The sequence below is a fragment of the Agarivorans sp. Z349TD_8 genome (assembly GCF_050870825.2).
In the GTDB taxonomy this organism is placed as follows: Bacteria; Pseudomonadota; Gammaproteobacteria; order Enterobacterales; family Celerinatantimonadaceae; genus Agarivorans.
Genome location: NZ_CP194037.2, coordinates 3,703,715 through 3,726,671, shown reverse-complemented (window position 1 = coordinate 3,726,671; position 22,957 = coordinate 3,703,715). Strand labels below are relative to the sequence as shown.

The window sequence follows — 22,957 nt, the reverse complement described above, 5'->3', positions numbered from 1 at the left end:
TTGTTCTTTTCTGCGTAAGCATGGCAAATGGCAGAGTCAATCCTCTTACTGGGATTGATTCTGCCATCATAATATAAGCTGTAATGATGTGCTCGCTTAACGATCGCTTCCCCATTGTTGATAGCTAACCGGAGTGGTCACGATGGCTTTATAGGAGACCGTACCCTGTTGAGTCGATAATTCTTCTACTTTTACGGTGCTTTTGCCTAACTCTACTTTGCTGTTGAATTGTTGTTGGCTCAAGTTTAGTTTTTGATTTAAATCTCTTGAGCTTAAGTCGTTGAGTTGTGCGACCAGTTGCCAACCTTGGTCAAAAGCTTCTGCTTTGCTGGAAAGGCTTTGAGTTTCTAGTGTGGCACTGCTGTGTTGTATATTGTTAACTGAAGCTTGCGTAAAAAAGCTGGCGAATAACATTGATAGTACGATAATTTTTTTCATAATTTAATCCTTAAGTGTTTGATTTATATTCCTGAAACTGTTTGTTCAGGCATGTATAAATAGTAAGACTAAGGCTGTGGAGATGATATCGGGAAAAACAAGACAAGTTGTTCGGAATATTCGAACAAGATTGAGCGCGACTATTGAAGCATGTTTGAGTTAGCTGAATTGGTCTGCGACCTTGCAGTTGCCTTACTATGAAACTTTGGCCTGCCCTTGTTCTAAAAATAGATAATCATACAATGGCAATACCTAAATGAAACGGATGAATATAGATGTCTCAACTATCGGATAAGTTTTTGCAGCAGCTCAACTGGGTTTGCGGTCAGATGCCTCGTACGGAACGGGTTTTAAATGAATTTTCTAGCCTACCACCAGTCAAAATCGCCATTTGCACCCACCTTGATATTAAGATGGTCCCGGTATTTGAAGGTTTGCTAAATGCGGGTTGCCAACTCTTTATCACCACCTGTGATCCGAATACAGTGCGTGATGAAGTGGTTGCTTACTTAGTGAGTAAAGGCGCAGAGGCCGAAGCTTGGAAGGGGATGTCACAGCAAGCGTGGTTGGCTTCCTTAGACAAAGCTGTGGCTTGGCAGCCACAATATATCTGTGAATTTGGTGGCGAGCTGACCGCCCTCTATCATCATCAGCAGGCTTCTGGTCTGGTGGCTGCGATGGAAGGCACAGGCTCTGGTGTTGCCAAATTAAGGCCCTTAGCTTTGTCGGTCCCTGTATTGAATTGGGATGATTTGGATGCCAAAGAGGGCTTACATAATCGTCATATGGTGGGACTCACCGCCTGGCAAGCGTTCTGTGAGCGTACTCATTTAACCCTGCATGAAAAACGAGTGACCTTATTAGGTTATGGTTTGGTCGGGCAGGGCGTTGCGGCGGCGGCGCGGGCCTATGGCGGTCAGGTCACAGTGATCGAACGAGATCCGGCACGCCAGCTTATGGCGGCTTACGATGGCTGGGCAACCGCAGCGCTTGACGATGTACTCGCCAGTACCGATGTATTGGTGACGGCCACTGGCGCTAAAGCGGTGGTTGGGCGTTCGCAATTAAGTCGACTCAAATCCGGTGCTTTTGTTATGAATGTGGGCCATGGCAGTGGTGAAATTAAAATGGCTGAGTTAAGTGATGACCCCGTCAGCGAAGTGATGCCACATATTCACCAATACCATATCGATGGTAGATCGGTGTATGTACTAGCGAATGGTGCGATGTTTAATTTAACCGCTGGGTTTGGCGATAGTATTAATGCCTTTGATGTGACGCTGGCGATTATGGCGGGAGGATTGAAATACATGTTACTTCAAGGGAAGGATTTACCCGTGAGCTTACATCTCTTGCCCGAACAGGCTTGGAAGTCGGCACTCTCATGAGTTTCATCTTAGTTTCAGTCGTGTGAGCAGTTTTGATGAACCGTCAGCGTTGACTCGATCTCTTGGCTTGAAAGGGCTCAGCATCGCCTTTTTATGCTTTTCCTGATGAAGTATGCAACACCCTCGAGAGAGACTGCGGTGCAAACCAACCTTGATTGTGGTGTAAACAGCGGATAAATTTTGATTGCTATCGTGCTCACAAGGCGCATTATTCCCAGTTCCACTTAAATAACTACTTTTTTAAGTGGATCCTGATTTCAGCTATGTTTATTCCCTGCATAATTGGTTAAAATTGCGCGTTTTTGGTACTCAGACGTAGGTCATTACAAGATGTTTGAAATTAATTCGGTGAATAATTCTCTGGCAGATATTAAAGAGCGTACAGAAGTACTCCGGGGGTATCTTTGACTACGATGCCAAGGCAGAGCAGTTAGAAGAAGTTAGTCGCGAATTAGAGCAACCTGAAATTTGGAATGATCCCGCTCGCGCCCAAGCTTTAGGTAAAGAGCGCTCGGCTTTAGAGTTAGTGGTAAAAACCATTGATAATCTGACGCAAGGTATTGAAGACGTTGCTGGTTTGGTTGAACTAGCGGTGGAAGCGGAAGATGAGGAAACCTTTGAAGAAGCACAAGTAGAAGCGGCGGACTTGGTGACTCAGTTAGAAAAACTCGAGTTTCGCCGAATGTTTTCTGGTGAAATGGATGAAAGCGATTGTTATATCGATATTCAGTCCGGCTCCGGTGGCACCGAAGCACAAGATTGGGCCAACATGATGTTGCGCATGTACTTGCGTTGGTGTGAGGCCCATCAGTTTAAAACTGAAATTGTCGAAGTCTCTGATGGCGACGTCGCGGGGATTAAAGGTGCCACCATTAAAGTGAGTGGTGAATATGCCTATGGCTGGTTACGGACTGAAACTGGGGTACATCGTTTGGTTCGTAAGTCGCCTTTCGATTCGGGTGGTCGCCGCCATACTTCATTTGCATCGGCATTTATTTACCCTGAAATCGACGATAGTATCGAAGTTGATATTGATCCCGGCGATTTACGGATTGATGTTTATCGTGCCTCTGGCGCAGGTGGTCAGCACGTGAACCGAACTGAATCTGCAGTACGGATCACCCACTTGCCTACCAATACTGTGGTGCAGTGCCAAAATGACCGTTCTCAGCACAAGAATAAAGATCAAGCGATGAAGCAGTTAAAAGCCAAGTTGTTTGAACTGGAACTGCAAAAGCAAAACGCTGAAAAGCAAGCAGCAGAAGACACTAAATCGGATATTGGCTGGGGCAGTCAAATTCGTTCCTATGTCTTAGATGATTCACGTATTAAAGATCTACGTACTGGTATTGAGAACCGAAATACTCAAGCAGTATTAGATGGTGATTTAGATAAATTTATTGAAGCTAGCCTTAAATCAGGGCTGTAACGAGCAAGGTTTTCACATGTCGGAACAAACAGAACAAAGTCTGGAACAAGTAACACAAGAAGAAAATAAACTAATTGCAGAGCGTCGCGCTAAGTTAGACAAGATCCGCGAAAACTGTGCAGCCAATGGCCATCCAAATCATTTCAAACGTGAGCATTTAGCAGACAGTTTACTGCAAAGTTTTGGTGAACTGTCTAAAGATGAGCTTGAACAAGCCGGTAATGTGGTGAGCATTGCAGGTCGTATTATGGCGAAACGTGGTCCATTTTTGGTGTTACAAGATGTTTCTGGTCGTATTCAAGCTTATGCGCCAAAGCCGGTACAACAAGCGCTTAAAGAAATCGGTGGCTTAGACATCGGTGACATTATTGGTGTTAAAGGAGCGCTACACAAGTCGGGTAAGGGCGATCTCTATGTGAATATGGATGACTACGCTTTATTGACCAAAGCCCTACGTCCCTTGCCTGAGAAGTTCCACGGTTTAACCGACCAAGAGCAACGTTATCGCCAACGTTATGTTGATTTGATCATGAATGAAGATTCACGTACGACCTTCATGATCCGCTCTAAAATTATCTCAGCCATCCGTCAATTCATGATTAAACATCAGTTTATGGAAGTGGAAACACCGATGATGCAAGTGATTCCTGGTGGCGCGACTGCGCGTCCATTTGTGACTCACCATAACTCCCTCGACCAAGAGATGTTCCTGCGGATTGCGCCAGAGCTATATTTGAAGCGTTTAGTGGTGGGTGGCTTTGAGCGAGTGTTTGAGATTAACCGTAACTTCCGTAACGAAGGTTTATCACCTCGCCATAATCCAGAATTCACCATGATGGAATTCTATATGGCTTATGCAACCTTCGAAGATTTAATGGATCTCACCGAATCGATGTTGCGCAGCATTACCCAAGAAGTATTGGGTTCAAGCGTAGTGCGTTATGGTGACGAAGAATTTGATTTTGGGAGTACCTATCAGCGTATTCCAATGAAGCAATCGATTCTGGATTTCAACCCTGAACTGGGTGTTGAACAGTTGCAAAGTCTCGAGGCTGCCAGCGCAGTGGCGAAGCAACTTGGTATTGAAGTGCAAGCCAATTGGGGTCTTGGTAAAGTGATTACCGAAATCTTTGAAGAGACCGTTGAGCACCGTTTGATTCAACCGACTTTCATTACCGAATATCCAGCGGAGGTGTCTCCTTTAGCTCGTCGTAATGATAACGATCCGATGATTACCGATCGTTTTGAATTCTTTGTGGGTGGGCGTGAAATTGCCAACGGTTTCTCTGAGTTAAATGACGCACAAGATCAAGATCAACGCTTCAAAGACCAGGTTTCACAAAAAGATGCCGGTGATGATGAAGCGATGTTTTACGATGCAGATTATATTACTGCGCTAGAACATGGTTTAGCACCGACTGCTGGGCAGGGGATTGGCATTGATCGCTTGGTGATGTTGTTCACCAACAGCCATACTATTCGTGATGTTATCTTATTCCCAGCGATGCGCCCGCAAGCTTAACTATTTAAAAAGACTGAACAAGCCAAGCACTTTTAGCGAAGTGCTTGGCTTTTTTTTGCTTTACAGTGAGCTATAGTCGTGAATACAGGTTTGAGTGGTGAATAGGCGAGATAATGAAGATGGTGTTGCTTGGGACGGTTTTGGTACTACTGGTATTGCTTGGGGGGATGAGTTATCAAAACCTCAAAATGCCAAGCAACCTCGGCCTCAAGGATGGGTCATTTAGCTGCGCTGGCGAGCACGCCTAATGGCGTGTCAACAGAAGCTCAAAACGAGAGTAAAAAAGTTGCGGCGTTACCCTTTAAAGGGGATTTAAAACAAACTCAATTGGCTGCTTTAGGCGCGTTGGCGAAAATGGGGAACAACCAAGTGATGCTCCGTAATGAAGTTTATGTTCACACGGTGTTTATTACCGCTAAGCTGCGCTTTCGCGACGATGTTGAGCTGTACTTTGACCCGCGACAACAGCAAGTTCATTTTCGTTCGCAGTCTCGAGTCGGTTACTCTGATCGAGGAGTAAATTTGGCGCGTTATCGGCAGTTTGCCAAGCTCTATACGGAGCAAGAGTGAGCAAATCATAGCGCCTCGCTTTTAACTTGAGACTTAGCGGTGTTGTCTAGGCATGCTTGTTTTACATTTACCGATAGGAAAAATTCAGCGCTTACTGGGTACTTTCTTTTTCAATAAAGCGTGACCGAGTGTCCAAATGCTAGATGTTCTCTTTACCAAGATCGATTTGTTGTCTTAGCTTATTAAAGGATTATCACTAGACGCGGTATCAGCATGAAGTCTTTACTGACTATTTTAACGGTTTTTATTCTGAGTCTTGGGACTATGGCGCAGGCGCAAAAACTCCGTTATTTGGTGATCCCCAAAAGTGTCGACTCTCCTTTTTTTGATGCCGTGGAAAAAGGCTGCAAGCAAGCTGCGATCGAGTTAAATGTTGAGTGTCTCTATCTCGGGCCCGAAGAAGCGGATGCTCGCTTTCAAGATACCATCATTCGTCAGCAAATAGACGCCGGGATTGATGGGATTGCGGTTTCGGTGATTAACTCTCGGGTGTTGGTTAACCGTAGTATGTTGTTGGCAGCCCAAAAAAACATCCCGGTCATTAGCTTTGATTCGGATTTTTCGGAGCAAGCCCTGCAAGATAATCCTCAATTACGTTATAGCTACATTGGCAGTGATAACTTTCAGTTTGGCTATCAATTAGGCCTACTAACCAAGCGCTTAAAACCGAAAGGAGGGGTCTTTTGTATTTTGTCTGGACATCGAGCTGCGGCGAATATGGAAGAGCGCATGGCTGGCGTGTATGCGGCTTTAAAACTCAATGATGAGCATAAGAATGAGCTTTGGGAAGAACATACTCGCTGCCCAATTTACTCTGATGATGATGCACATAGAGCACTCTCTAATTTAGAAAAAATGCTGCGCTTACATGCCTATGCTCCTGAGTTATTAGATGTGTTAATTAATCTAGGTACCGGCGCTCAAACATTAACATTAAAATACACCGACGTTGTTAGCCCCTACCTCAAGGAACTTAACTCACGACAATTGATCTTGCTGTTTGGCGATACCTTACCTAAGCAAAAACAGTTGTTAATCGAAGGCTTAGCTCATGGAAATGTAGGCCAAAGGCCCTATGATATGGGGTATCAGGCGATTTACGCACTACATAGCATTAGGCAGGGCAAAACACTTGCGCCAATCATTTATACTGATTTAGAAGTTTGTGTGCAGGGGCAACAGCCACTTTGCCATTGATGTAGTGCGTGGCTTTCGCCGAGCCTCGGGCGTTTTAGCATTCCTTAATAACCGTTTTGTCGACTGGTTAATGCTTTTGGCTTTAGCCCTCAACAATGATTATAAGGTTTACAATCAGCATCGCAGAATACTGAACGCCCTCTACTAAGAGCCGAGAATCCACTACGGTTGATATTCATAGCGCTTACCTCTTATCTGTTTGTTTGTCTTTACCATACAAAAAAACCAAGCCATCGGCTCTCCCTTTTCAATTTCCGAGCGATGCGTTCCGTTAATCAACAGACTCGTTGAACCTCAAATAGTTATTTTTAGCTGCGGATAGATTGTATTTAGTGCTTATTTTACGCCTCCCCTTCACAAAGCGTGATCAGGTATTCAAATGCTGGATATTCTCTTTACCAAGGCTGATTTATTGACTTAGCTTATAACAGTGCTTAATCAGACGCGGTGTCACCATGAAATCTCTATTGATCATTTTAGCGGTTTTTTTTCTGAGCTTTGAGGCGATGGCGCAGCAGCATAAACTCCGCTATTTAGTGATCCCAAAAAGTATCGATTCTCCCTTTTTTGATGCTGTGGAAAAAGGCTGCATGCAAGCAGCGGCAGAGCTAAATGTTGAGTGTCTCTATCTAGGCCCCGAAGAAGCCGATGCTCGCTTTCAAGATAAGATTATTAGTCAGCAAATAGAATCGGGAATTGATGGGATTGCGGTTTCGGTGATTAACTCTCGGGTGTTGACCAAGCGAAGTATGCTGTTAGCTGCCGAAAAAAATATCCCGGTGATTACCTTTGATTCGGATTTTTCTGAAGTCGCTTTGCTGAAAAATCCTCAGTTACGTTATAGTTATATCGGTAGCGATAACTTTCAGTTTGGCTATCAACTGGGCCTACTTGCTCAGCGTCTTAGGCCACAAGGCGGGGTATTTTGCGTGCTTTCCGGTCACCGTGCCGCGACCAATATGCAGGAACGCATCAGTGGCCTATATGCCGCGTTAGGGAATAATAATCAAGATGAAGCGCCGCTCTGGGAAGAGCATACCCGCTGTCCTATTTTTGCCGATGACGATGCCGATAGAGGGCTGACGACTTTAGATAAAATGATCCGTTTACATATGTATTCTCCAGACTTGCTAAATGTATTGATTACCTTGGGTATGGGGGCCCAAGCAACGCCCTTAAAATATACTGACTCGGTCAGTCCTTACCTTGACCGACTTAACTCACGCCAATTGATCTTGCTGTTTGGGGATACATTACCGAAGCAAAAGCAGTTGTTAGCGGAAGGTTTCGCCCATGGCAATGTCGGCCAAAGGCCCTTTGATATGGGGTATCAGGCCATCTATGCACTCCATTCAATTGGTCAGGGTAAAACACTTGCGCCGATCATCTATACCGCTTTGGAAATCTGCGAACAGGGGCAACAACCGCTTTGTCAGTGATAAGCTGAGCTTGCCTTGCCTTACTTGCCTCAGATGATACCGACCGGTACGTCGCGCTTGCAGCTGTTGTTAAAACTGATGATTTGTTCCAGATATTTTGAAGAGGCATTTGTGGGCGTAAATTTTACTTTGCTTAGCTGAACAAGTTTATCTCGACTTAATGGTTGGTGTTTTGCTTAGCAGGCCGTATAAAAGTCATCAGCATAATTTTATGACATATCGTGTAATCAATAAAAAGGAAATAATGAATGAATAAGGCTTCGATTAAACTGAGTGTATTGGCTTCAGCGCTGCTTATATCTAGTACCGTCATTGCTCAAGAAGGTAATCATTGGGGCTATACCGGACATCAAGGCCCGGAGCATTGGGCTGAATTGTCACCCGCTTTTGCGACTTGCGCGAGTGGTGTCAATCAGTCACCTATCGATATCAGTGACAGCGTCGAAGGCGAATTAGCGCCCTTGTCTTTTGACTATCAAGTGGCGGGTCAGCAAATTTTGAACAATGGCCATGCGGTGCAAGTCAATTATGCAGCTGGTAGCAAACTGAGTGTTGACGGTCACAGTTTTGAGCTGAAGCAATTTCATTTTCATGCTCCGAGTGAAAATACCATTGAAGGCCAGTCTTTCCCAATGGAAGCTCATTTTGTACATGCCGATGCTGAAGGCCATTTAGCGGTTGTGGCGGTGATGTTTGAAGAAGGTAAAACAAATCCAGAGCTTGCCAAAGCGTGGGCACAATTGCCGCATAAAACGGGTGAGAAATTCAAGCTTGAGCAGCAAGTGAGTGCCCTTAGTCTGCTTCCGGAAGATCATGATTACTATCGTTTTAATGGCTCGTTAACAACGCCGCCTTGTAGCGAAGGTGTGGTTTGGTTAGTGATGAAACAGCCGGTGAGTGCATCGAAACAGCAAATCGAGCAATTTGTTGAAGTATTACATCACCCTAATAATCGCCCAGTACAGGCGCGTAATGCCCGCGTTGTGATTAAATAATCCTCGCTTGTTAGTCAAACTTAGTGCCCATGGCGCTAAGTTTGACTCCCTTATAGAATCTTCTTTTTCATTTTTTTCCAAGTTTGATTTGATCATTGTTGCTTGAAAATACATGAGGTTAAACTAAGAAGGCTTTATTGTTCTTTGTTTGATTGCGTTGGCGCTCATAGACTTTTCGAATCAAGATGTTGTCGCTGAATTAGCCAAAAATCTGGGTCATTCACACTTGCAAGTGGCCGGAGACTATTGGCATATTTAAAATTTATTGAGTCTACAGTGGTTGCTATTAGAACATGTCGGCTCGTCATCGACATTGTTACTTGCAATCACGAGGCGAAGCATAAATTTTTGTTGGCTGGACTAAGAAAATTGTTGAGGCTATTTGGCCATGATCATCGGTATTGCAATCGAGTTAGCGAGTGCTTGCCCTTTAATTTGTGCCACTAGCGCCAGGCTAAATTCGATGGCTGTTCCCGGTCCTTGACTAGTAATGAGTTTATGGGGGTGATCCACCACCACTCGTTGCTTGGTTCGTTGCGTTTTGGGCAGTCTTTGTTGAAAAACCGGATGACCCGTTACCTGAGCTCGACCCAGCAGCTGATGGTGTGCCAGTACGATAGCGGGGGCTGCACAAATAGCCGCTAACCACTGCTGAGCATGGCGTTGTTGCAGCATGGTGATTAAGCCTTCACTATCTCGAAAACGTTCGCTTCCGGGGACCCCTCCCGGTAGTACAAACATACAATAGTCGTTAGCGGAAATCTGCGAGAGCAACTTGTCTGCGACCAGCTTCACACCCCGAGACGCTGTGATTTGTAGTTGTTCATCGGCATCGACGCTGACTACATCGACCTCTATTTCAGCGCGTCGTAATACGTCGATTATGGTCACCGCTTCTATTTCTTCACTGCCAGAAGCAAGTGCTACCATCACTTTATCCATGGTGACTCTCCAATAATTTAATTTGTTCCAACAATGCTTTATGGTGCTGACAAGGCAGCTGGTGGATTTCGGCTAAGCGAACTACATAACCATTAATGTAGTCGATTTCGCTGGGTCGGTGATGTTTTATGTCTTGCTGCATTGAGGAATAGTTGTGGGCGGTATTGCTAGCCACCATCAATACCGTGTCAGTTAAGGTTTGCGAAGATAAGTTTATCCCCTCGGCTTGGGCCACTTGGCTAAGTTCTTGGTTCAACGCGCCGATTTGTTGGCGGTAGCGCGTTTGTAGGAGCTCGCCATTGGTGCAATTGTGGATGGCTGTGAGCGGGTTGATGCAGCAGTTTACTGCCAATTTTAACCACAAGGCTTGATAGATATTGTCTTGCCACAGTAAAGGGGCGATGGCGTTTTGAATCGAGTTGAAATGCTCAGGTGCAGCCTGACTGCGGATCACCGAGCCGATGTCTATTCTACCTAAACCGGTATGTTTCACGCTTAATTGCCCGGCTGTTTTTTGTTGTAGCAAAACGCCATGGGTATTACTGGCCAAACAAAGATGACCCGTGTCAACGCGGCTTAATAGTGGCGTGTGGGCGCCTAAACCATTCACCATTAGTAATACTTGGCAATCTTTGGGGAACTTGAGGTGTTGGATGGCTGGGCGCACTTGATGGGCTTTCACGCAGATAATAAGCCAATGACAGCCGGGTATTTGAGTGAGTACCGGTACATCCAGCTGGATTGTACCTTTGATTAAACTGGTGACGCTCAGCGCTAACTGGCTGGGAACTGTTTGTCGACTATCGACAAAACAGACCGAATTTTGCAGCCCTATATGTCCGGCCAACCAGCCCCCAATGGCACCAGCGCCGATTATTGCGCAGTGATACATCGATTCACCTTTTTCAATAATGCCCAACGACTCAACCATAGATAACTACCAATGCCCAGCAAATCGGCCAGTAGATCTGCCACCGATGCTTGGCGATAGCTGGTAAAACTTTGGCATAACTCGATCAGCGCACCAAATGCTAGCAAGCAGAGTAGGTTTATTTTATTTGAAAATAGGGCTAATTGAGCTAACCAAGCCAAATAGAAGAAGCAGCCGTAGTGTAAAATTTTATCGGTGTTTTGTAATGGGCCTTGCAGTGCCATGGGGCGTAGCGCTAATACAAATACTGTAATTAGACTAATGAAAAATAGGCTACGGAAGATTAATCTGCGTTGGTTCGCCACCACACCATACTCTTTTGCTGACAAAGGGATATAATGCAATATTTTCGCATAAGGCCAGATCTAAAGGGAGAGAAAACATGCCTTCTTTTGACATCGTTTCAGAAATAGAAAGCGCAGAAGTTCGTAATGCGTGTGAGAATGCCGCTCGTGAATTAGAGATCCGTTTTGATTTTCGCGGGGTGGAAGCCAGCTTTGAATATAAAGACGACAGCGTCAAAATGACCGCCGAAGCTGAATTTCAGCTTAATCAAATGCTTGATATATTGCGGGGAACTTTAGTGAAACGCTCGGTTGATACCAAGGCTATCGATCTTGCGGATATTGTTCATACTGGCAAGACTTATTCGCAGATGGTTAATTTTAAAAATGGTATCGATCAAGCTATTGCTAAAAAGGTCGTCAAGCAAATTAAAGATGCAAAATTGAAAGTGCAGGCCTCTATTCAAGGTGACCAAGTTCGAGTAACGGGTAAGAAACGCGACGATCTTCAAGCGGTGATGAGCTTGATGCGCGCTGCTGATTTTGAACAGCCCTTTCAGTTTAATAACTTTCGCGATTAAAAGGTGTATTTAACTTTTTATTACACCCTTCGTTAGTTTTTTGATGATGCGGCTTGGCATTCACTGATCGTGGGTGATGGATCCGTGGCTTGTTGTGCTCGCTCGGGTCGAATCGCTTGCGTGGCTAGTGCGGGCCGTATTACAAGTACGATTCGTACCAGTGAATTATTTATTTGCGACCGATAAACGCTGTACTAAAGTGGGCACAAAAATCTGTATGTCATTATAACATGGCTCTTTGTTTGCCAGTTTTAAAGCTAAATTAGCCGCTTTTTCTGCCATCATTTGGATCGGATAGCGGATCGTGGTTAATTTGGGATGTAAGTACTTCGCAATCAGGCCATCATCGAAACCAATTAATGACATCTCTTCAGGGGCCTTGATGCCATTTTCCTCAATGATTGATAGTGCCCCTGCTGCCATATAATCGTTATAGGCTGCCACTGCCGTAATGGGTAAGTTTTTGGTCAGTAGATTGGTCATGGCTTGCTCTCCACCTTTTTCATCGGGAGAACCGTATTCGATATGGCTTGCACTGTGCTCAAGCTGGTAAGCCTTGAGGGCATCGATGTAGCCATTCTTCCGCTGTTCTACATCTTCAATATTGTGATTCGAACAAATATAGCCGATGGATGTGTGGCCTTTTTTTATCAGAAATTCGGTCGCGAGATAGGAGCCTTTGTGGTTATCCAAGGCAATACAGCGCTCAGCTATTTCGGGGATAAAGCGGTTGATCAGTACCATCGAAGGTATTTCATGGGCAAATTCTATCAGCTCTTCATTACTCAAGGCTTTACTATGAACAATCAGTGACTCGCAGCGACTATTAATTAACAGTTCAATGGCTTTGCGTTCGATCTCGGCATTGTGGTAGCCGTTACCGATGAGCAAGTGTTTTCCATGTTGTAGCGCGATGATATCGATTGCTTTGACGATGCCGCCAAAAAACGGATCGGAAACATCGCCAATTAATACCCCGATGGTATTGGTTGATTGGTTGACTAATGCTCTGGCGTTGGCGTTGGGTCGATAGCCAATGTCTTTCATTGCCGCTTTCACCGCAACCTTGGTTGCCTGGCTAGATTTCCCGGAGTTATTAATGACTCGAGATACAGTCGCAACGGAGACTCCCGCTTGCTTGGCGACATCCTTGATGGTTGCCATTATTACCTCTTTGTATTAATGGGCTGTTGTGACGCATTCCATGCGTACAATCATTGAAAATTAGTTTCTCATTAAACATGAAAATGAGCATATTTAACACTAGGGGCTTAGCAAAAATGATAAAAGCACAGCTATTTTGGGGCTCTTATCGATCGGTCGATATTTCGCGCTAAGAACCATGAAACAGAGTGAACAGCGCAAATATCGTTCAATCACCACTTAAACTGCCAGGCAGCATTTGTCGAGGGAAATATTGCCTGCTTTACAACTAAATAGCACAGGTTTCTCCTTATCGAAACAGTCGACAAACCGCTGCAGCAATCATCTTGAATACTCCGCTGACCTTAGGCGTTGGCTGCGTTTTCAAGGACTGGTTTAAATTGTTTAATATTTTGCCCTTGCGGATTAAATACATGAATAGAATCAGTATCGGTGTAAAGCGTCATTGATGTATAAGGCTTGAGTGGGCAATCTCCAGAATTAAGAAATTTAAAGTTTTCGATGCCATAGCTTTGACCAAATACATAGGTGCTGCTGCCTAAACGCTCGACCACTTCAGATTGAAATTCGATAGCAAACTCACCTGCATCTAGGTTGAGGTGTTCTGGTCGGATCCCTAAAGTTAACTCGTCACCTAGTGCGCATTTCTCGGTGCTAATATTTAAGCTGGTTTCTTGGGTTTGCCCTGCAATTTTTACTCGAAGCGTTTCTTCTGACCAATGGCAGACGGTTGCGGGTATAAAGTTCATTTTGGGTGAACCGATGAAACCAGCTACAAATTTATTCGCTGGATGGTAATAAAGATCCATTGGACTCCCAAATTGCTCAATGGCTCCTTCTTTAAGCACCACTATTTTATCTGCCAAAGTCATGGCTTCGACTTGGTCATGGGTAACATAGACCATGGTTGATTTTAGTTCTTGGTGCAGTTTGGCAATGTGTAGCCGCATATCGACTCGTAGTTCGGCATCTAAGTTGGATAAGGGTTCATCAAATAAGAATACATCTGGGTTACGAATAATTGCTCGACCAATGGCGACGCGTTGACGTTGACCGCCAGATAGTTGCGCTGGTTTTCGGTCTAACAAGGCTTCAAGTTGCAGGGCTTGCGCCACTTGGTGAACTTTCTTTGCAATTTGTTCTTTGGGGGTTTTACTCACTTTTAGGGCATAGCCCATGTTTTCGGCGACGGTCATATGTGGGTATAAGGCATAGGATTGGAAGACCATTGCCACGCCTCGTTGGGACGGTTGAACATCGTTAACGACCCGATCTTTAATTGATATAGTACCTTCGCTGATATCTTCTAGACCCGCAATCATACGTAGCAGGGTTGATTTACCACAACCTGATGGTCCAACAAAAACCACAAATTCCCCATTATTAATGGACAGATTTACATGATGGATTGTCTGTGTCGCGCCAAAACGCTTTACAACATTCTCTAGTTTAATTGAAGCCATAGGGGATTTCCTCGAGTTAGTTTTCGCTTTGCCATATGTTTCATCAGAGGACAAAGGCGTTTTCCCAAATTAGATAGATAAGGTTTTCATTGGATTATACGTAGAGAGTGTAAACGTTACCCCTTTTTTTCTTTTTTTTTGCGTATGTGCTCACGAATATAGTTATTTAGTGTGGAATTTGCGCATTGTGTAGGCGTATCTTTGCGGTGTAATCGTTTTCTCTGGAGCAGGGCTGACGACAATATAAGCGATAAATCCTACACAAATAATTCAGGAGACGTGATGAAAAAACTTACGATTTGCCAAGCAGTATCGGTCGCACTTATTGCGGGGAGTGCCTTGAGCTCTGCAACAGTGTTTGCTCAATCTAAGTTGTTGGTCTGGGAAGACATTCAAAAAGCAGTTGGTAATGAAGAAGCAACGAAGCAATTTGAACAAAAATTTGATGTGAAAGTGTCGGTTCAGGAACTGCCATATGGCGGTCAAGTTGAGTCATTACGGATGGATGGCCCAGCAGGGACTGGTCCTGATGTGATTAACTTACCTCACGATCAAATTGGTAGTGCGGTGGTTCAAGGTTTGTTGGTGCCGTTGAAGGTGGATGCTGCAGTTCTTGATACTTTTACCAAATCATCGATAGACGCCTTGAGTTACAAAGGTCAGTTGTATGGGATCCCTAAGGCGGTAGAAACCGTAGTTATGGTATATAACAAAGATTTGTTACCCGAACTGCCCGCCACCATGGAAGAGATTTATCAGTTGTCGTTAAAAGCCCGCGAGCAGGGTAACTATGGTCTGTTGGCTAAATGGGACGAGATTTATTATGCCTACGGAATTGTGAAAGCAATGGGCGGCGATATCTTCGCTAAAAACGCCGATGGTTCTTATGATGCGAAGCACTTGCTATTGAATACTGATGGTGCGGTTGCAGGTGGTCAATATATCGAGAAATTCTTTAAAAATGGTGCATTTCCAAGCGGTATCATAGGCGATTCTGGTGCGAATGCGATTGATTCACTATTTACTAGTAAAAAAGCTGCCATTGTACAGACCGGCCCTTGGTCTTTTAAACCTTATGAAGAAGCTGGCATTAACTTCGGTGTTGCGCCGCTGCCGACTTTACCTAACGGTAAACCGATGAGTTCGTTCATGGGGGTGAAGAGTTACAGTGTTTCGACCTACTCTAAAAATAAAGATCTAGCTCTTAAATATATCGAGTTCATTAATAACTATGACAACGCCAAACGTCGTTTCGAACTGACTGGTGAAGTTCCAGCAGTAAAAGCTTTGATTGATGATCCGATTGTTAAAAATAATCCTGGTGCGAGAGCGGTTGCTATGCAGTCAGCACATGCCACTCCAATGCCGTCGATTCCTGAGATGAATGAAGTGTGGGGGCCTGCTAATAGTGCCTTGCAACTGATTGCTACAGGTAAACAGACGCCAAAAGATGCATTAGATAGTGCAGTACAAGCGATTGAAATGCAGATTGAAGCCAATCAAGCGATGATGGGCCAATAGTCTGTGGTTGTCAGCCTGAGTGTTTCAGGCTGACATAGTTGTATAGGAAAAATTTATGCCTTCGATGTCTCAAGATATATCACCGAGCAATATTAATTCTAATACTCAGCACCGTATTTATGCGGCTTGCTTGTCTATTATTCCCGGGCTAGGTCAGTTATATAATAAGCAGCTGGCAAAATCGGTGATATTTTTTATTTTCGTACTAAGTTTTGTTGGGGTTTTTCATGATTTTTTAACATCAGGCTACTGGGGGTTATTCACTTTAGGTGAATCACTGCCAGAAGATAACTCTGTGTTTCTACTTGCCGAGGGTATTATTTCGGTGATCGTTTCTGTGTTTGGGATCGGGGTTTACGCCTTATCGATTTACGATGCCTATATTAATGGAAAACTGAGAGATCAAGGCAAAGAACTTAATTCTATTCGTCGCCAATATCGTACGGTGCTAGAGTCTGGTTTCCCCTATTTAATGATTTCGCCAGCTTTTATTTTGTTGGTATTTGTGGTGGTTTTTCCCATCGTTTTCGGTTTTGCTATTGGTTTCACTAATTACAATTTATACAATTCTCCGCCAGCGAAGTTAGTGGATTGGGTTGGCCTTAAAAATTTCATCAATATCTTTGAAATTAATCTATGGCGGAAGACCTTTATAGATGTGTTGCAGTGGACCGTGATCTGGACCTTGCTTGCGACCACTCTGCAGTGCACGGTGGGGGTTTTATTAGCGATTCTGGTGAATCAAAAAGATCTTAAGTTTAAACCGCTGATTCGAACTATTTTTATCCTACCTTGGGCGGTCCCCGGTTTTGTGACCATCCTTATTTTCACTGGGATGTTTAATGAAACCTTTGGGGTAATAAATAACGTCGTATTACATGCCTTTGGGATTGATCCTAAGTCTTGGTTAACTGACCCTTTCTGGACTAAAACAGCATTAATTTTAATTCAAACATGGCTTGGTTTCCCCTTTGTATTTGCGATGACTACTGGGGTACTACAGGCGATTCCGAATGACCTGTATGAAGCGGCGACTATTGATGGCGCGAGTAAATATCAGCAATTAAAAACCATTACCATACCTTTGGTTTTATATTCGATAGCACCCATTCTAATTACTCAATATACCTTCAACTTTAATAATTTTAATATTATTTACTTGTTTAATAATGGAGGTCCGGCGGTGATTGGCAGTAATGCAGGTGGAACTGATATTCTGGTGTCATGGATTTATAAATTAACCATGTCTTCTTCCCAATATTCTATCGCAGCGGCGATTACTCTGCTTCTTTCTATCTTTGTAGTGGGTATTGCTCTATGGCAATTCCGTATGACCAAGTCTTTCAAAGAAGTCGCTTAAGGGATTCACGATGAGCATTAAACGTAGTAAATATATTCGGTTATCTTTAAGTTATCTGCTAATTATCGCGATAAGTATCATCATTATTTATCCCTTGATGTGGACGGTGGGGGCATCTTTTTATCCAGGTAATAGCATCATGGGCGATTCAATATTCCCTGATCAACCGACTTTAAGTCATTATTTGACCCTATTTAAAAATGACAAAGTGTCTTATTTAACTTGGTATTGGAATAGTTTGAAAATTAGTGTCATGACTATGGTCTTAACGCTAATTAGTGTTTGCTGTACTTCTTACGCCTTTTCTAGGTTTAGGTTTAAAGGCAGAAAGAATGGCTTAGTGCTGTTTTTGCTGCTGCAAATGGTGCCGCAATTTTCAGCCCTTATCGCCATTTTTGTTCTGGCACAAATGTTGGGACTCATTAATAGCCATATCGCTTTGGTATTGGTTTATGTCGGCGGAATGATCCCAATGAATACCTACTTGATGAAAGGTTACTTGGATGCGATTCCTAAGGACTTGGACGAGTCTGCACGAATGGATGGTGCGGGAAGTTTTCGGATCTTCATCGAAATCATTATGCCTTTGTCCAAACCGATTATTGCGGTCGTCGCTTTGTTTTCCTTTACCGGACCATTAGGCGATTTTATCTTGGCGACCACTATTTTACGTACCCCCGACAATTACACCTTACCAATTGGTTTGTACAACTTGGTTGTCGAAAAAATGGGTGCCAGTTATACAACTTACGCAGCTGGAGCAGTATTGATATCTATTCCAGTCGCCATTTTATATTTGTCCCTACAAAAATACTTTGTATCAGGATTAACCGCAGGAAGCACAAAAGGGTAACCATGAAACATTTAACTCTACTTTCTTTGGCAGCCGTGTTGTCAAGCTCTGTTATCTTAGCGGGCTGTCAGTCAGTCACGTCTTCGTCAGCTCAGACCAATGCTGAACCTCAGCTACAGTCAATCGTTCCAGCTCAGGTACGCAGTGACTTTATTAAAGGGGTAGATATCTCGATGATCCCCGAAGTTGAGGCGCTTGGTGGAAAATACTATCAAGATCACCAGCAGATGGATCCCTTAAAAATTATGCAGCAACATGGGATTAACTATGTACGTATGCGGGTGTGGGTGAATCCACAAACGCTAGACGGTAAACCTTATGGTGGTGGTAATTCGACCCTAGCTCGGGCAATTGATATTGGCCAACGCGCTCATCAACTCGGCATGAAGTACTTGTTGGATATTCACTACAGTGATTTTTGGACCGATCCGGGAAAACAGTTTAAACCGAAGGGCTGGGAGACATTATCTTTTGAGCAATTGGTAGGCAAAGTGGGGAGTTATACAACCGAGGTGATGCAGGCCCACCGTGACGCTGGGGTAATGCCAGATATGGTGCAAGTGGGAAATGAGTTAAACAGTGGCATGTTATGGCCTGAAGGAAAAAGCTGGGGAGGCGATGGCAAAGAATTTGATCGTTTGGCTGCGTTACTTAAATCAGGTATCACCTCAGTAAAGGCCGCCTACAGGAGTGATCAGCAAGTAAAAATTATGCTTCACCTCGCGAAGGCGGGTGATAACGGTCTGTTTAGATGGTGGTTCGACGAGATAACCAAGCGTGATGTTGATTTTGACATTATTGGTATGTCTTATTACCCCTTCTGGCATGGGCCTGTGGCGGCGGTGAAAGCCAATATTGCGGATGTCGTGAAACGCTACCACAAACCGGTGATTATTGCCGAAACGTCTTACGCCTATACCGCTAAAAATGGTGACCAGTTGGCGAACGCTTATACCGGTGAAACGCCTGCTGAGGGCTATCCGGTATCGGTGCTTGGCCAAGCTAAGTTTCTCAAAGACATGATGGAATTACTAAATAATGTGCCTGATCAACAGGGCTTAGGACTCTTCTACTGGGAACCTGCATGGTTACCGGTGGCAAATGCAACTTGGGCAACTGAAGAGGGTATGACTTACACCGATGATCATTGGCAGGCGGGTAATTCTTGGGATAACCAAGCCTTATTTGATTTTGAAGGAAATGTTTTGCCTTCAATGCAAGTGTTTAACGGTCAGTAGTCATTGTTTTAAGGACATATTATGAGTCATTTTTCGCCAATTATTCCAAATGTAAAGGGTTTGCTCCATGGGGCGGATTATAATCCAGAGCAATGGTTAGATCGTCCCGATATTCTCGAACGAGATATTGAATTAATGAAGCAAGTTCGCTGCAACGTGATGTCGGTTGGCATCTTTAGTTGGGCGGCGATAGAGCCTCAAGAAGGCCAGTTCAATTTTGGCTGGTTGGATCAGGTGCTGGATCGTTTGGCCGAGAACAATATCTCGGTATTTTTAGCAACCCCTAGTGGCGCTCGTCCAGCGTGGTTATCGCAAAAATATCCCAGTGTGCTGCGCGTGAACAATGCACGGGTGAAGCAATTGCATGGCGAACGGCATAACCATTGTTATACCTCGGTCGATTATCGCGCCAAGGTGGCAATGATTAATCAGCAATTGGCTGAGCGTTATTCCTCCCACCCAGCGGTGATAGCATGGCATATTTCTAATGAATATGGTGGCGATTGCCATTGTGATGAGTGTCAAAGTGCATTTCGACTTTGGTTACAAAATAAGTATCAGAGCCTGGATGAGCTGAATCAAAAATGGTGGAGCCAATTTTGGAGTCATAATTACTCGAGTTGGTCACAAATTGAGTCGCCTTCGTCAATCGGCGAAAATTCAGTGCATGGTTTGAAGTTGGACTGGAAACGTTTTGTGAGTGAACAAGTCACCGACTTTTGCGTGCAAGAAGTTAAGCCCTTGAAAAAAGTGAATGCCAAGCTGCCGGTGACTGCAAACCTAATGGAGTATTTCTACGATTATGATTACTGGAAGTTAAGTCAGGCCATTGATATTGCTTCTTGGGATAGTTATCCCTTGTGGCATCAGGGGCAGGATGATCTGGGTTTGGCCTGTTATACCGCAATGTATCACGACTTAATGCGCAGCTTGAAAGACCAACCCTTCCTATTAATGGAGTCAACGCCAAGCCAAACCAACTGGCAACCAGTGACAAAGTTGAAGAAACCAGGGATGCATTTGCTTGCCTCAATGCAGGCTGTTGCTCATGGTTCAGATTCGGTGCAGTATTTTCAGTGGCGTAAGAGCCGTGGTTCGGTAGAGAAGTTCCATGGTGCAGTGGTCGATCATGTCGGTCATGTTGATACTCGAGTCGGTAAAGAAGTGGCACAAGTCGGCCAACGACTACAACAGCTTTCGGGACTCGCCGGCAGTCGAACGGCAGCAGAAGTTGCCATTATTTTTGATTGGGAAAGTCGTTGGGCTATGGATGATGCGCAAGGCCCACGTAATGAAGGTTTGTTTTATGAGCAAACGGTGAATGATAATTACCGTGGTTTTTGGGAGCAGGGGATTAACTGTGATGTCATCGAACAGTTATCTGACTTCTCTACATACAAAGTGATTGTCGCTCCAATGCTTTATTTGATTAAACCCGGTGTTGCAGAGCGTATCGAAGCCTTCGTTAATCTGGGGGGGGTATTTGTTGCCACCTATTGGAGTGGCATTGTTGATCAAAATGATTTGTGCTTTTTAGGTGGATTCCCTGGCGGAAGTGACAGTCCTTTACGTCATACCCTTGGCATTTGGGCCGAAGAGATAGATTCCCTTTACGATGAAGAGCGGATAGAAGTTGTGGCAGAGCCAATTAATCCATTGGGTCTGAGTGGAGCATACCAAGCGCGCCATCTATGTGAATTAATCCATTGCGAAGGGGCTGAGATTATCGCGCGATACAATAGTGACTTTTTTGCGGGGATGCCAGCTGTCACCTGTAATCGCCAAGGCGAAGGTTACGCCTATTATATTACGTCTAAGAACAGTCTCGATTTTAACCGTGACTTTTATCAAGGGATTATCCGCCGCCATCACTTAACGAGGGTGATCAATAGCGAATTACCTCAGGGGATATCGGTCACCAAGCGTCACAATCAAAGCACTGAGTATCTATTTGTCATGAATTTTTCAACCCAAGAGAAAGAATTATTATTAGATGATACAAACTATGTTGATGAAAGTACTCAGCATAGTTTAATAAATGCTCAAATTAAACTTTCTGGCTATGAAGTAAAAGTATTTAGCAGACCAATATAGCCTTATAAACCTTATTCCTTGTAATGTCTTAGCCAGCTTATTAAAAGCTGGCTTTTTTTTAGTTCCATCAATATATGTGACTCATATAGCAAAAGTTAATAAAATTAAGTAAAAAATGTAAACGTTTCCATTTGTTGGGTGAATGTCGCGAATTTTTGTTGTTTAATAATATTACAATGTGTTCTGGCTAAGGCTTGTTATAAAAGCAAAGCTAGATGCAATAATTACAAAAAGTATAAGGATGTTATGATGAAAAATAGTTTAAAACCGGTTGTTTCTGCGGTACTTCTTGCAATGGTGGCAGCGCCAGCGTCTGCGGTAGATTTTAGTGGTTATGTGCGTGCTGGAATAGGTATTGATACAGCCGGCGGCGGTGTGCAAGGCGGCGACGAATTTCAGAAGCAAAAGCTTGGTCGTCTAGGAAATGAATTTGATACTTATTCTGAAATTGGCCTAGGTCAGGAATTATTTAACGACGATGGCAAGAGTGTCTATTTTCAAAGCATGTTTGAAATGTCATCCGATGGTTTTTCTGAGACAGAAAAGACCACCGATGACAGTGCGAACTTCTCGATCAAGCAGTTAAATATGCAAGCCAAAGGGTATATTGCTGCTGCTCCAGAAGCGGTCGTTTGGGCGGGTAAACGTTTTTATCAGCGTCATGATTTGCACATTATCGATACCAAATACTGGAATGTATCGGGTTACGGTTTTGGTCTGGAGGGGGTTCAAATGGGCCCTGGTGCATTGTCTACGGCAATTATTCGTGGTGACCAGGATGGTTTAAACATCAACTATGTTGATGTTCGTTATGCGGGAATGAAACCTTGGCAGGGCGCTTGGGTAGAAGTTGGTATTGATTACGGTATGACCAATCCTACCGACCAGCAAGAAAAGGATAACGTAGATTTTGACAATGGCTTGATGCTTACTGCAGAACTAAGTCAAAGCTTCTCTATGGGTTACAACAAAACTGTATTGCAATACATGGACAAAGGACTGGCGCAAAACGCGGTCTCGCAAGGCGGTGGTTGGTACGATGTATGGAGTGGTGATGTAAATAGCGCTAAAGGTTATCGCTTGATTAATACTGGTGATATTAACATTGGTGATAATATCATTATTGATCATGTGTTTACCTACGGTTATGCGCAAGACCACGGTGTTGTAAATGGTGTTAAAGTTGACGATGAAACGCTGCTTTCGTTAGTCGCTCGCCCGACCTATAACTGGTCTAAATACAATAAAACAGTATTAGAACTAGGCTACTTTACGCAAACTAAGAAATTGGTTAGCGGTTCTGAAAGCAAAACTGGTGGTAACAAAGTGACTATTTCACAAGTCTTAGCCACTGGTGAAGGCTTCTTTGCTCGCCCTGAAATTCGTTTCTACGCAAGTTACTTTAAAGATACCGAAGGAAAATCTTTTAATGTTGTTGATCAGGTTGCTCAAGATGAAGATTCAGTCAAACTAGGTGTTCAAATCGAAGCTTGGTGGTAGGCCGATTAGAACAGAGCGGTGCATGATTGCACCGCTTTTTTTCGTTTT

General features: G+C 43.9%; 21 protein-coding genes. 15 read left to right on the top strand and 6 right to left on the bottom strand.

The window, feature by feature from the left end:
* Nucleotides 1–96: 96 nt before the first annotated feature.
* Nucleotides 97–438 carry a DUF3316 domain-containing protein gene (locus ACRRS1_RS16830; RefSeq protein ID WP_432459943.1) on the bottom strand — a complete coding sequence of 114 codons (342 nt, stop codon included), beginning with the start codon at nt 436–438 and terminating at the stop codon, nt 97–99.
* Nucleotides 439–713: 275 nt separating this feature from the next.
* Between ACRRS1_RS16830 and ACRRS1_RS16825 the strand changes: the two genes are divergently transcribed.
* From ACRRS1_RS16825 to ACRRS1_RS16790, 8 genes are all read left to right on the top strand, one after another.
* The gene (locus ACRRS1_RS16825) at nt 714–1,826 is read left to right on the top strand and encodes an adenosylhomocysteinase (protein WP_432459942.1); all 1,113 of its coding nucleotides are present in this window, start codon (nt 714–716) and stop codon (nt 1,824–1,826) included.
* A gap of 330 nt (nt 1,827–2,156) precedes the next feature.
* Nucleotides 2,157–3,255 (top strand): peptide chain release factor 2 gene (gene prfB, locus ACRRS1_RS16820; protein ID WP_432452048.1). Its coding sequence is split into 2 segments (ribosomal slippage): nt 2,157–2,231 and nt 2,233–3,255, totalling 1,098 coding nucleotides; the frame shifts between segments, so codons are not numbered across the junction.
* Nucleotides 3,256–3,295: 40 nt separating this feature from the next.
* Nucleotides 3,296–4,777, top strand: a complete 1,482-nt coding sequence (lysS, locus tag ACRRS1_RS16815) for a lysine--tRNA ligase (RefSeq protein WP_432456151.1) — start codon at nt 3,296–3,298, stop codon at nt 4,775–4,777.
* Between the two features lie 97 nt (nt 4,778–4,874).
* Nucleotides 4,875–5,003, top strand: a complete 129-nt coding sequence (locus ACRRS1_RS16810) for a hypothetical protein (protein WP_432467338.1) — start codon at nt 4,875–4,877, stop codon at nt 5,001–5,003.
* Nucleotides 4,991–5,347 carry a DUF1499 domain-containing protein gene (locus tag ACRRS1_RS16805; RefSeq protein WP_432467339.1) on the top strand — a complete coding sequence of 119 codons (357 nt, stop codon included), beginning with the start codon at nt 4,991–4,993 and terminating at the stop codon, nt 5,345–5,347. The genes ACRRS1_RS16810 and ACRRS1_RS16805 overlap by 13 nt, the downstream gene beginning before the upstream one ends.
* Before the next feature lie 213 nt (nt 5,348–5,560).
* Nucleotides 5,561–6,544 carry a substrate-binding domain-containing protein gene (locus ACRRS1_RS16800; protein ID WP_432452050.1) on the top strand — a complete coding sequence of 328 codons (984 nt, stop codon included), beginning with the start codon at nt 5,561–5,563 and terminating at the stop codon, nt 6,542–6,544.
* A gap of 455 nt (nt 6,545–6,999) precedes the next feature.
* Entirely contained in the window at nt 7,000–7,983 is a 984-nt protein-coding gene (locus tag ACRRS1_RS16795; protein ID WP_432452051.1) for a substrate-binding domain-containing protein, read from the top strand.
* A 248-nt stretch (nt 7,984–8,231) separates the two neighbouring features.
* Nucleotides 8,232–8,978, top strand: a complete 747-nt coding sequence (locus tag ACRRS1_RS16790) for a carbonic anhydrase (RefSeq protein WP_432459940.1) — start codon at nt 8,232–8,234, stop codon at nt 8,976–8,978.
* Nucleotides 8,979–9,356: 378 nt separating this feature from the next.
* On the opposite strand, the gene ACRRS1_RS16785 is transcribed toward ACRRS1_RS16790, so the two are convergent.
* The 3 genes from ACRRS1_RS16785 to ACRRS1_RS16775 are packed head-to-tail and all read right to left on the bottom strand — an operon-like array spanning nt 9,357 to nt 11,159.
* Nucleotides 9,357–9,920 (bottom strand): DJ-1 family glyoxalase III, encoded by a 564-nt coding sequence (locus ACRRS1_RS16785; protein ID WP_432459939.1) that lies wholly within the window; start codon nt 9,918–9,920, stop codon nt 9,357–9,359.
* The gene (locus tag ACRRS1_RS16780; protein WP_432459937.1) at nt 9,913–10,851 is read right to left on the bottom strand and encodes a ketopantoate reductase family protein; all 939 of its coding nucleotides are present in this window, start codon (nt 10,849–10,851) and stop codon (nt 9,913–9,915) included. The genes ACRRS1_RS16785 and ACRRS1_RS16780 overlap by 8 nt, the downstream gene beginning before the upstream one ends.
* Entirely contained in the window at nt 10,794–11,159 is a 366-nt protein-coding gene (locus ACRRS1_RS16775) for a VanZ family protein (protein WP_432452055.1), read from the bottom strand. The genes ACRRS1_RS16780 and ACRRS1_RS16775 overlap by 58 nt, the downstream gene beginning before the upstream one ends.
* A 74-nt stretch (nt 11,160–11,233) precedes the next feature.
* On the opposite strand from ACRRS1_RS16775, the gene ACRRS1_RS16770 reads away from it, so the two are divergent.
* On the top strand, nt 11,234–11,716 hold the full coding sequence (locus tag ACRRS1_RS16770; RefSeq protein WP_432452056.1) for a YajQ family cyclic di-GMP-binding protein: 483 nt from the start codon (nt 11,234–11,236) through the stop codon (nt 11,714–11,716).
* A 165-nt stretch (nt 11,717–11,881) separates the two neighbouring features.
* Here ACRRS1_RS16770 and ACRRS1_RS16765 read toward each other — a convergent pair whose 3' ends face one another.
* Together ACRRS1_RS16765 and ACRRS1_RS16760 are read right to left on the bottom strand one after the other, a co-directional pair.
* Entirely contained in the window at nt 11,882–12,880 is a 999-nt protein-coding gene (locus ACRRS1_RS16765; protein ID WP_432452057.1) for a substrate-binding domain-containing protein, read from the bottom strand.
* 344 nt (nt 12,881–13,224) lie between these two features.
* Complete coding sequence (locus tag ACRRS1_RS16760) at nt 13,225–14,343, bottom strand: ABC transporter ATP-binding protein (RefSeq protein WP_432452058.1); 1,119 nt, start codon at nt 14,341–14,343, stop codon at nt 13,225–13,227.
* Between the two features lie 282 nt (nt 14,344–14,625).
* Here ACRRS1_RS16760 and ACRRS1_RS16755 point away from each other — a divergent pair, with 282 nt between their 5' ends.
* The 6 genes from ACRRS1_RS16755 (at nt 14,626) to lamB (ending at nt 22,909) form a co-directional block, all read left to right on the top strand.
* Nucleotides 14,626–15,864, top strand: a complete 1,239-nt coding sequence (locus ACRRS1_RS16755) for an extracellular solute-binding protein (protein WP_432452059.1) — start codon at nt 14,626–14,628, stop codon at nt 15,862–15,864.
* Nucleotides 15,865–15,919: 55 nt separating this feature from the next.
* Nucleotides 15,920–17,224 carry an ABC transporter permease subunit gene (locus ACRRS1_RS16750; protein ID WP_432452060.1) on the top strand — a complete coding sequence of 435 codons (1,305 nt, stop codon included), beginning with the start codon at nt 15,920–15,922 and terminating at the stop codon, nt 17,222–17,224.
* A 10-nt stretch (nt 17,225–17,234) separates the two neighbouring features.
* Nucleotides 17,235–18,077, top strand: coding sequence for a sugar ABC transporter permease (locus tag ACRRS1_RS16745; protein ID WP_432452061.1), 843 nt, complete (start codon nt 17,235–17,237; stop codon nt 18,075–18,077).
* Nucleotides 18,078–18,079: 2 nt separating this feature from the next.
* Entirely contained in the window at nt 18,080–19,315 is a 1,236-nt protein-coding gene (locus ACRRS1_RS16740) for a glycoside hydrolase family 53 protein (RefSeq protein WP_432452062.1), read from the top strand.
* Nucleotides 19,316–19,336: 21 nt separating this feature from the next.
* Nucleotides 19,337–21,409, top strand: a complete 2,073-nt coding sequence (locus ACRRS1_RS16735; RefSeq protein ID WP_432467340.1) for a beta-galactosidase — start codon at nt 19,337–19,339, stop codon at nt 21,407–21,409.
* 246 nt (nt 21,410–21,655) lie between these two features.
* Nucleotides 21,656–22,909: a maltoporin LamB gene (gene lamB, locus ACRRS1_RS16730; protein ID WP_432452064.1), complete on the top strand. Its 1,254-nt coding sequence runs from the start codon at nt 21,656–21,658 to the stop codon at nt 22,907–22,909.
* Nucleotides 22,910–22,957 lie beyond the last annotated feature (48 nt).

Coding starts and splice junctions, on each gene's coding strand:
- ACRRS1_RS16765 (WP_432452057.1), bottom strand. CDS start 12,880: ATGGCAACCATCAAGGATGTCGCCAAGCAAGCGGGAGTCTCCGTTGCG.
- ACRRS1_RS16780 (WP_432459937.1), bottom strand. CDS start 10,851: ATGGTTGAGTCGTTGGGCATTATTGAAAAAGGTGAATCGATGTATCAC.
- ACRRS1_RS16750 (WP_432452060.1), top strand. CDS start 15,920: ATGCCTTCGATGTCTCAAGATATATCACCGAGCAATATTAATTCTAAT.
- ACRRS1_RS16745 (WP_432452061.1), top strand. CDS start 17,235: ATGAGCATTAAACGTAGTAAATATATTCGGTTATCTTTAAGTTATCTG.
- ACRRS1_RS16760 (WP_432452058.1), bottom strand. CDS start 14,343: ATGGCTTCAATTAAACTAGAGAATGTTGTAAAGCGTTTTGGCGCGACA.
- ACRRS1_RS16800 (WP_432452050.1), top strand. CDS start 5,561: ATGAAGTCTTTACTGACTATTTTAACGGTTTTTATTCTGAGTCTTGGG.
- ACRRS1_RS16785 (WP_432459939.1), bottom strand. CDS start 9,920: ATGGATAAAGTGATGGTAGCACTTGCTTCTGGCAGTGAAGAAATAGAA.
- ACRRS1_RS16735 (WP_432467340.1), top strand. CDS start 19,337: ATGAGTCATTTTTCGCCAATTATTCCAAATGTAAAGGGTTTGCTCCAT.
- ACRRS1_RS16770 (WP_432452056.1), top strand. CDS start 11,234: ATGCCTTCTTTTGACATCGTTTCAGAAATAGAAAGCGCAGAAGTTCGT.
- lamB (WP_432452064.1), top strand. CDS start 21,656: ATGATGAAAAATAGTTTAAAACCGGTTGTTTCTGCGGTACTTCTTGCA.
- ACRRS1_RS16825 (WP_432459942.1), top strand. CDS start 714: ATGTCTCAACTATCGGATAAGTTTTTGCAGCAGCTCAACTGGGTTTGC.
- ACRRS1_RS16740 (WP_432452062.1), top strand. CDS start 18,080: ATGAAACATTTAACTCTACTTTCTTTGGCAGCCGTGTTGTCAAGCTCT.
- ACRRS1_RS16795 (WP_432452051.1), top strand. CDS start 7,000: ATGAAATCTCTATTGATCATTTTAGCGGTTTTTTTTCTGAGCTTTGAG.
- ACRRS1_RS16755 (WP_432452059.1), top strand. CDS start 14,626: ATGAAAAAACTTACGATTTGCCAAGCAGTATCGGTCGCACTTATTGCG.
- ACRRS1_RS16790 (WP_432459940.1), top strand. CDS start 8,232: ATGAATAAGGCTTCGATTAAACTGAGTGTATTGGCTTCAGCGCTGCTT.
- ACRRS1_RS16830 (WP_432459943.1), bottom strand. CDS start 438: ATGAAAAAAATTATCGTACTATCAATGTTATTCGCCAGCTTTTTTACG.
- ACRRS1_RS16805 (WP_432467339.1), top strand. CDS start 4,991: ATGGGTCATTTAGCTGCGCTGGCGAGCACGCCTAATGGCGTGTCAACA.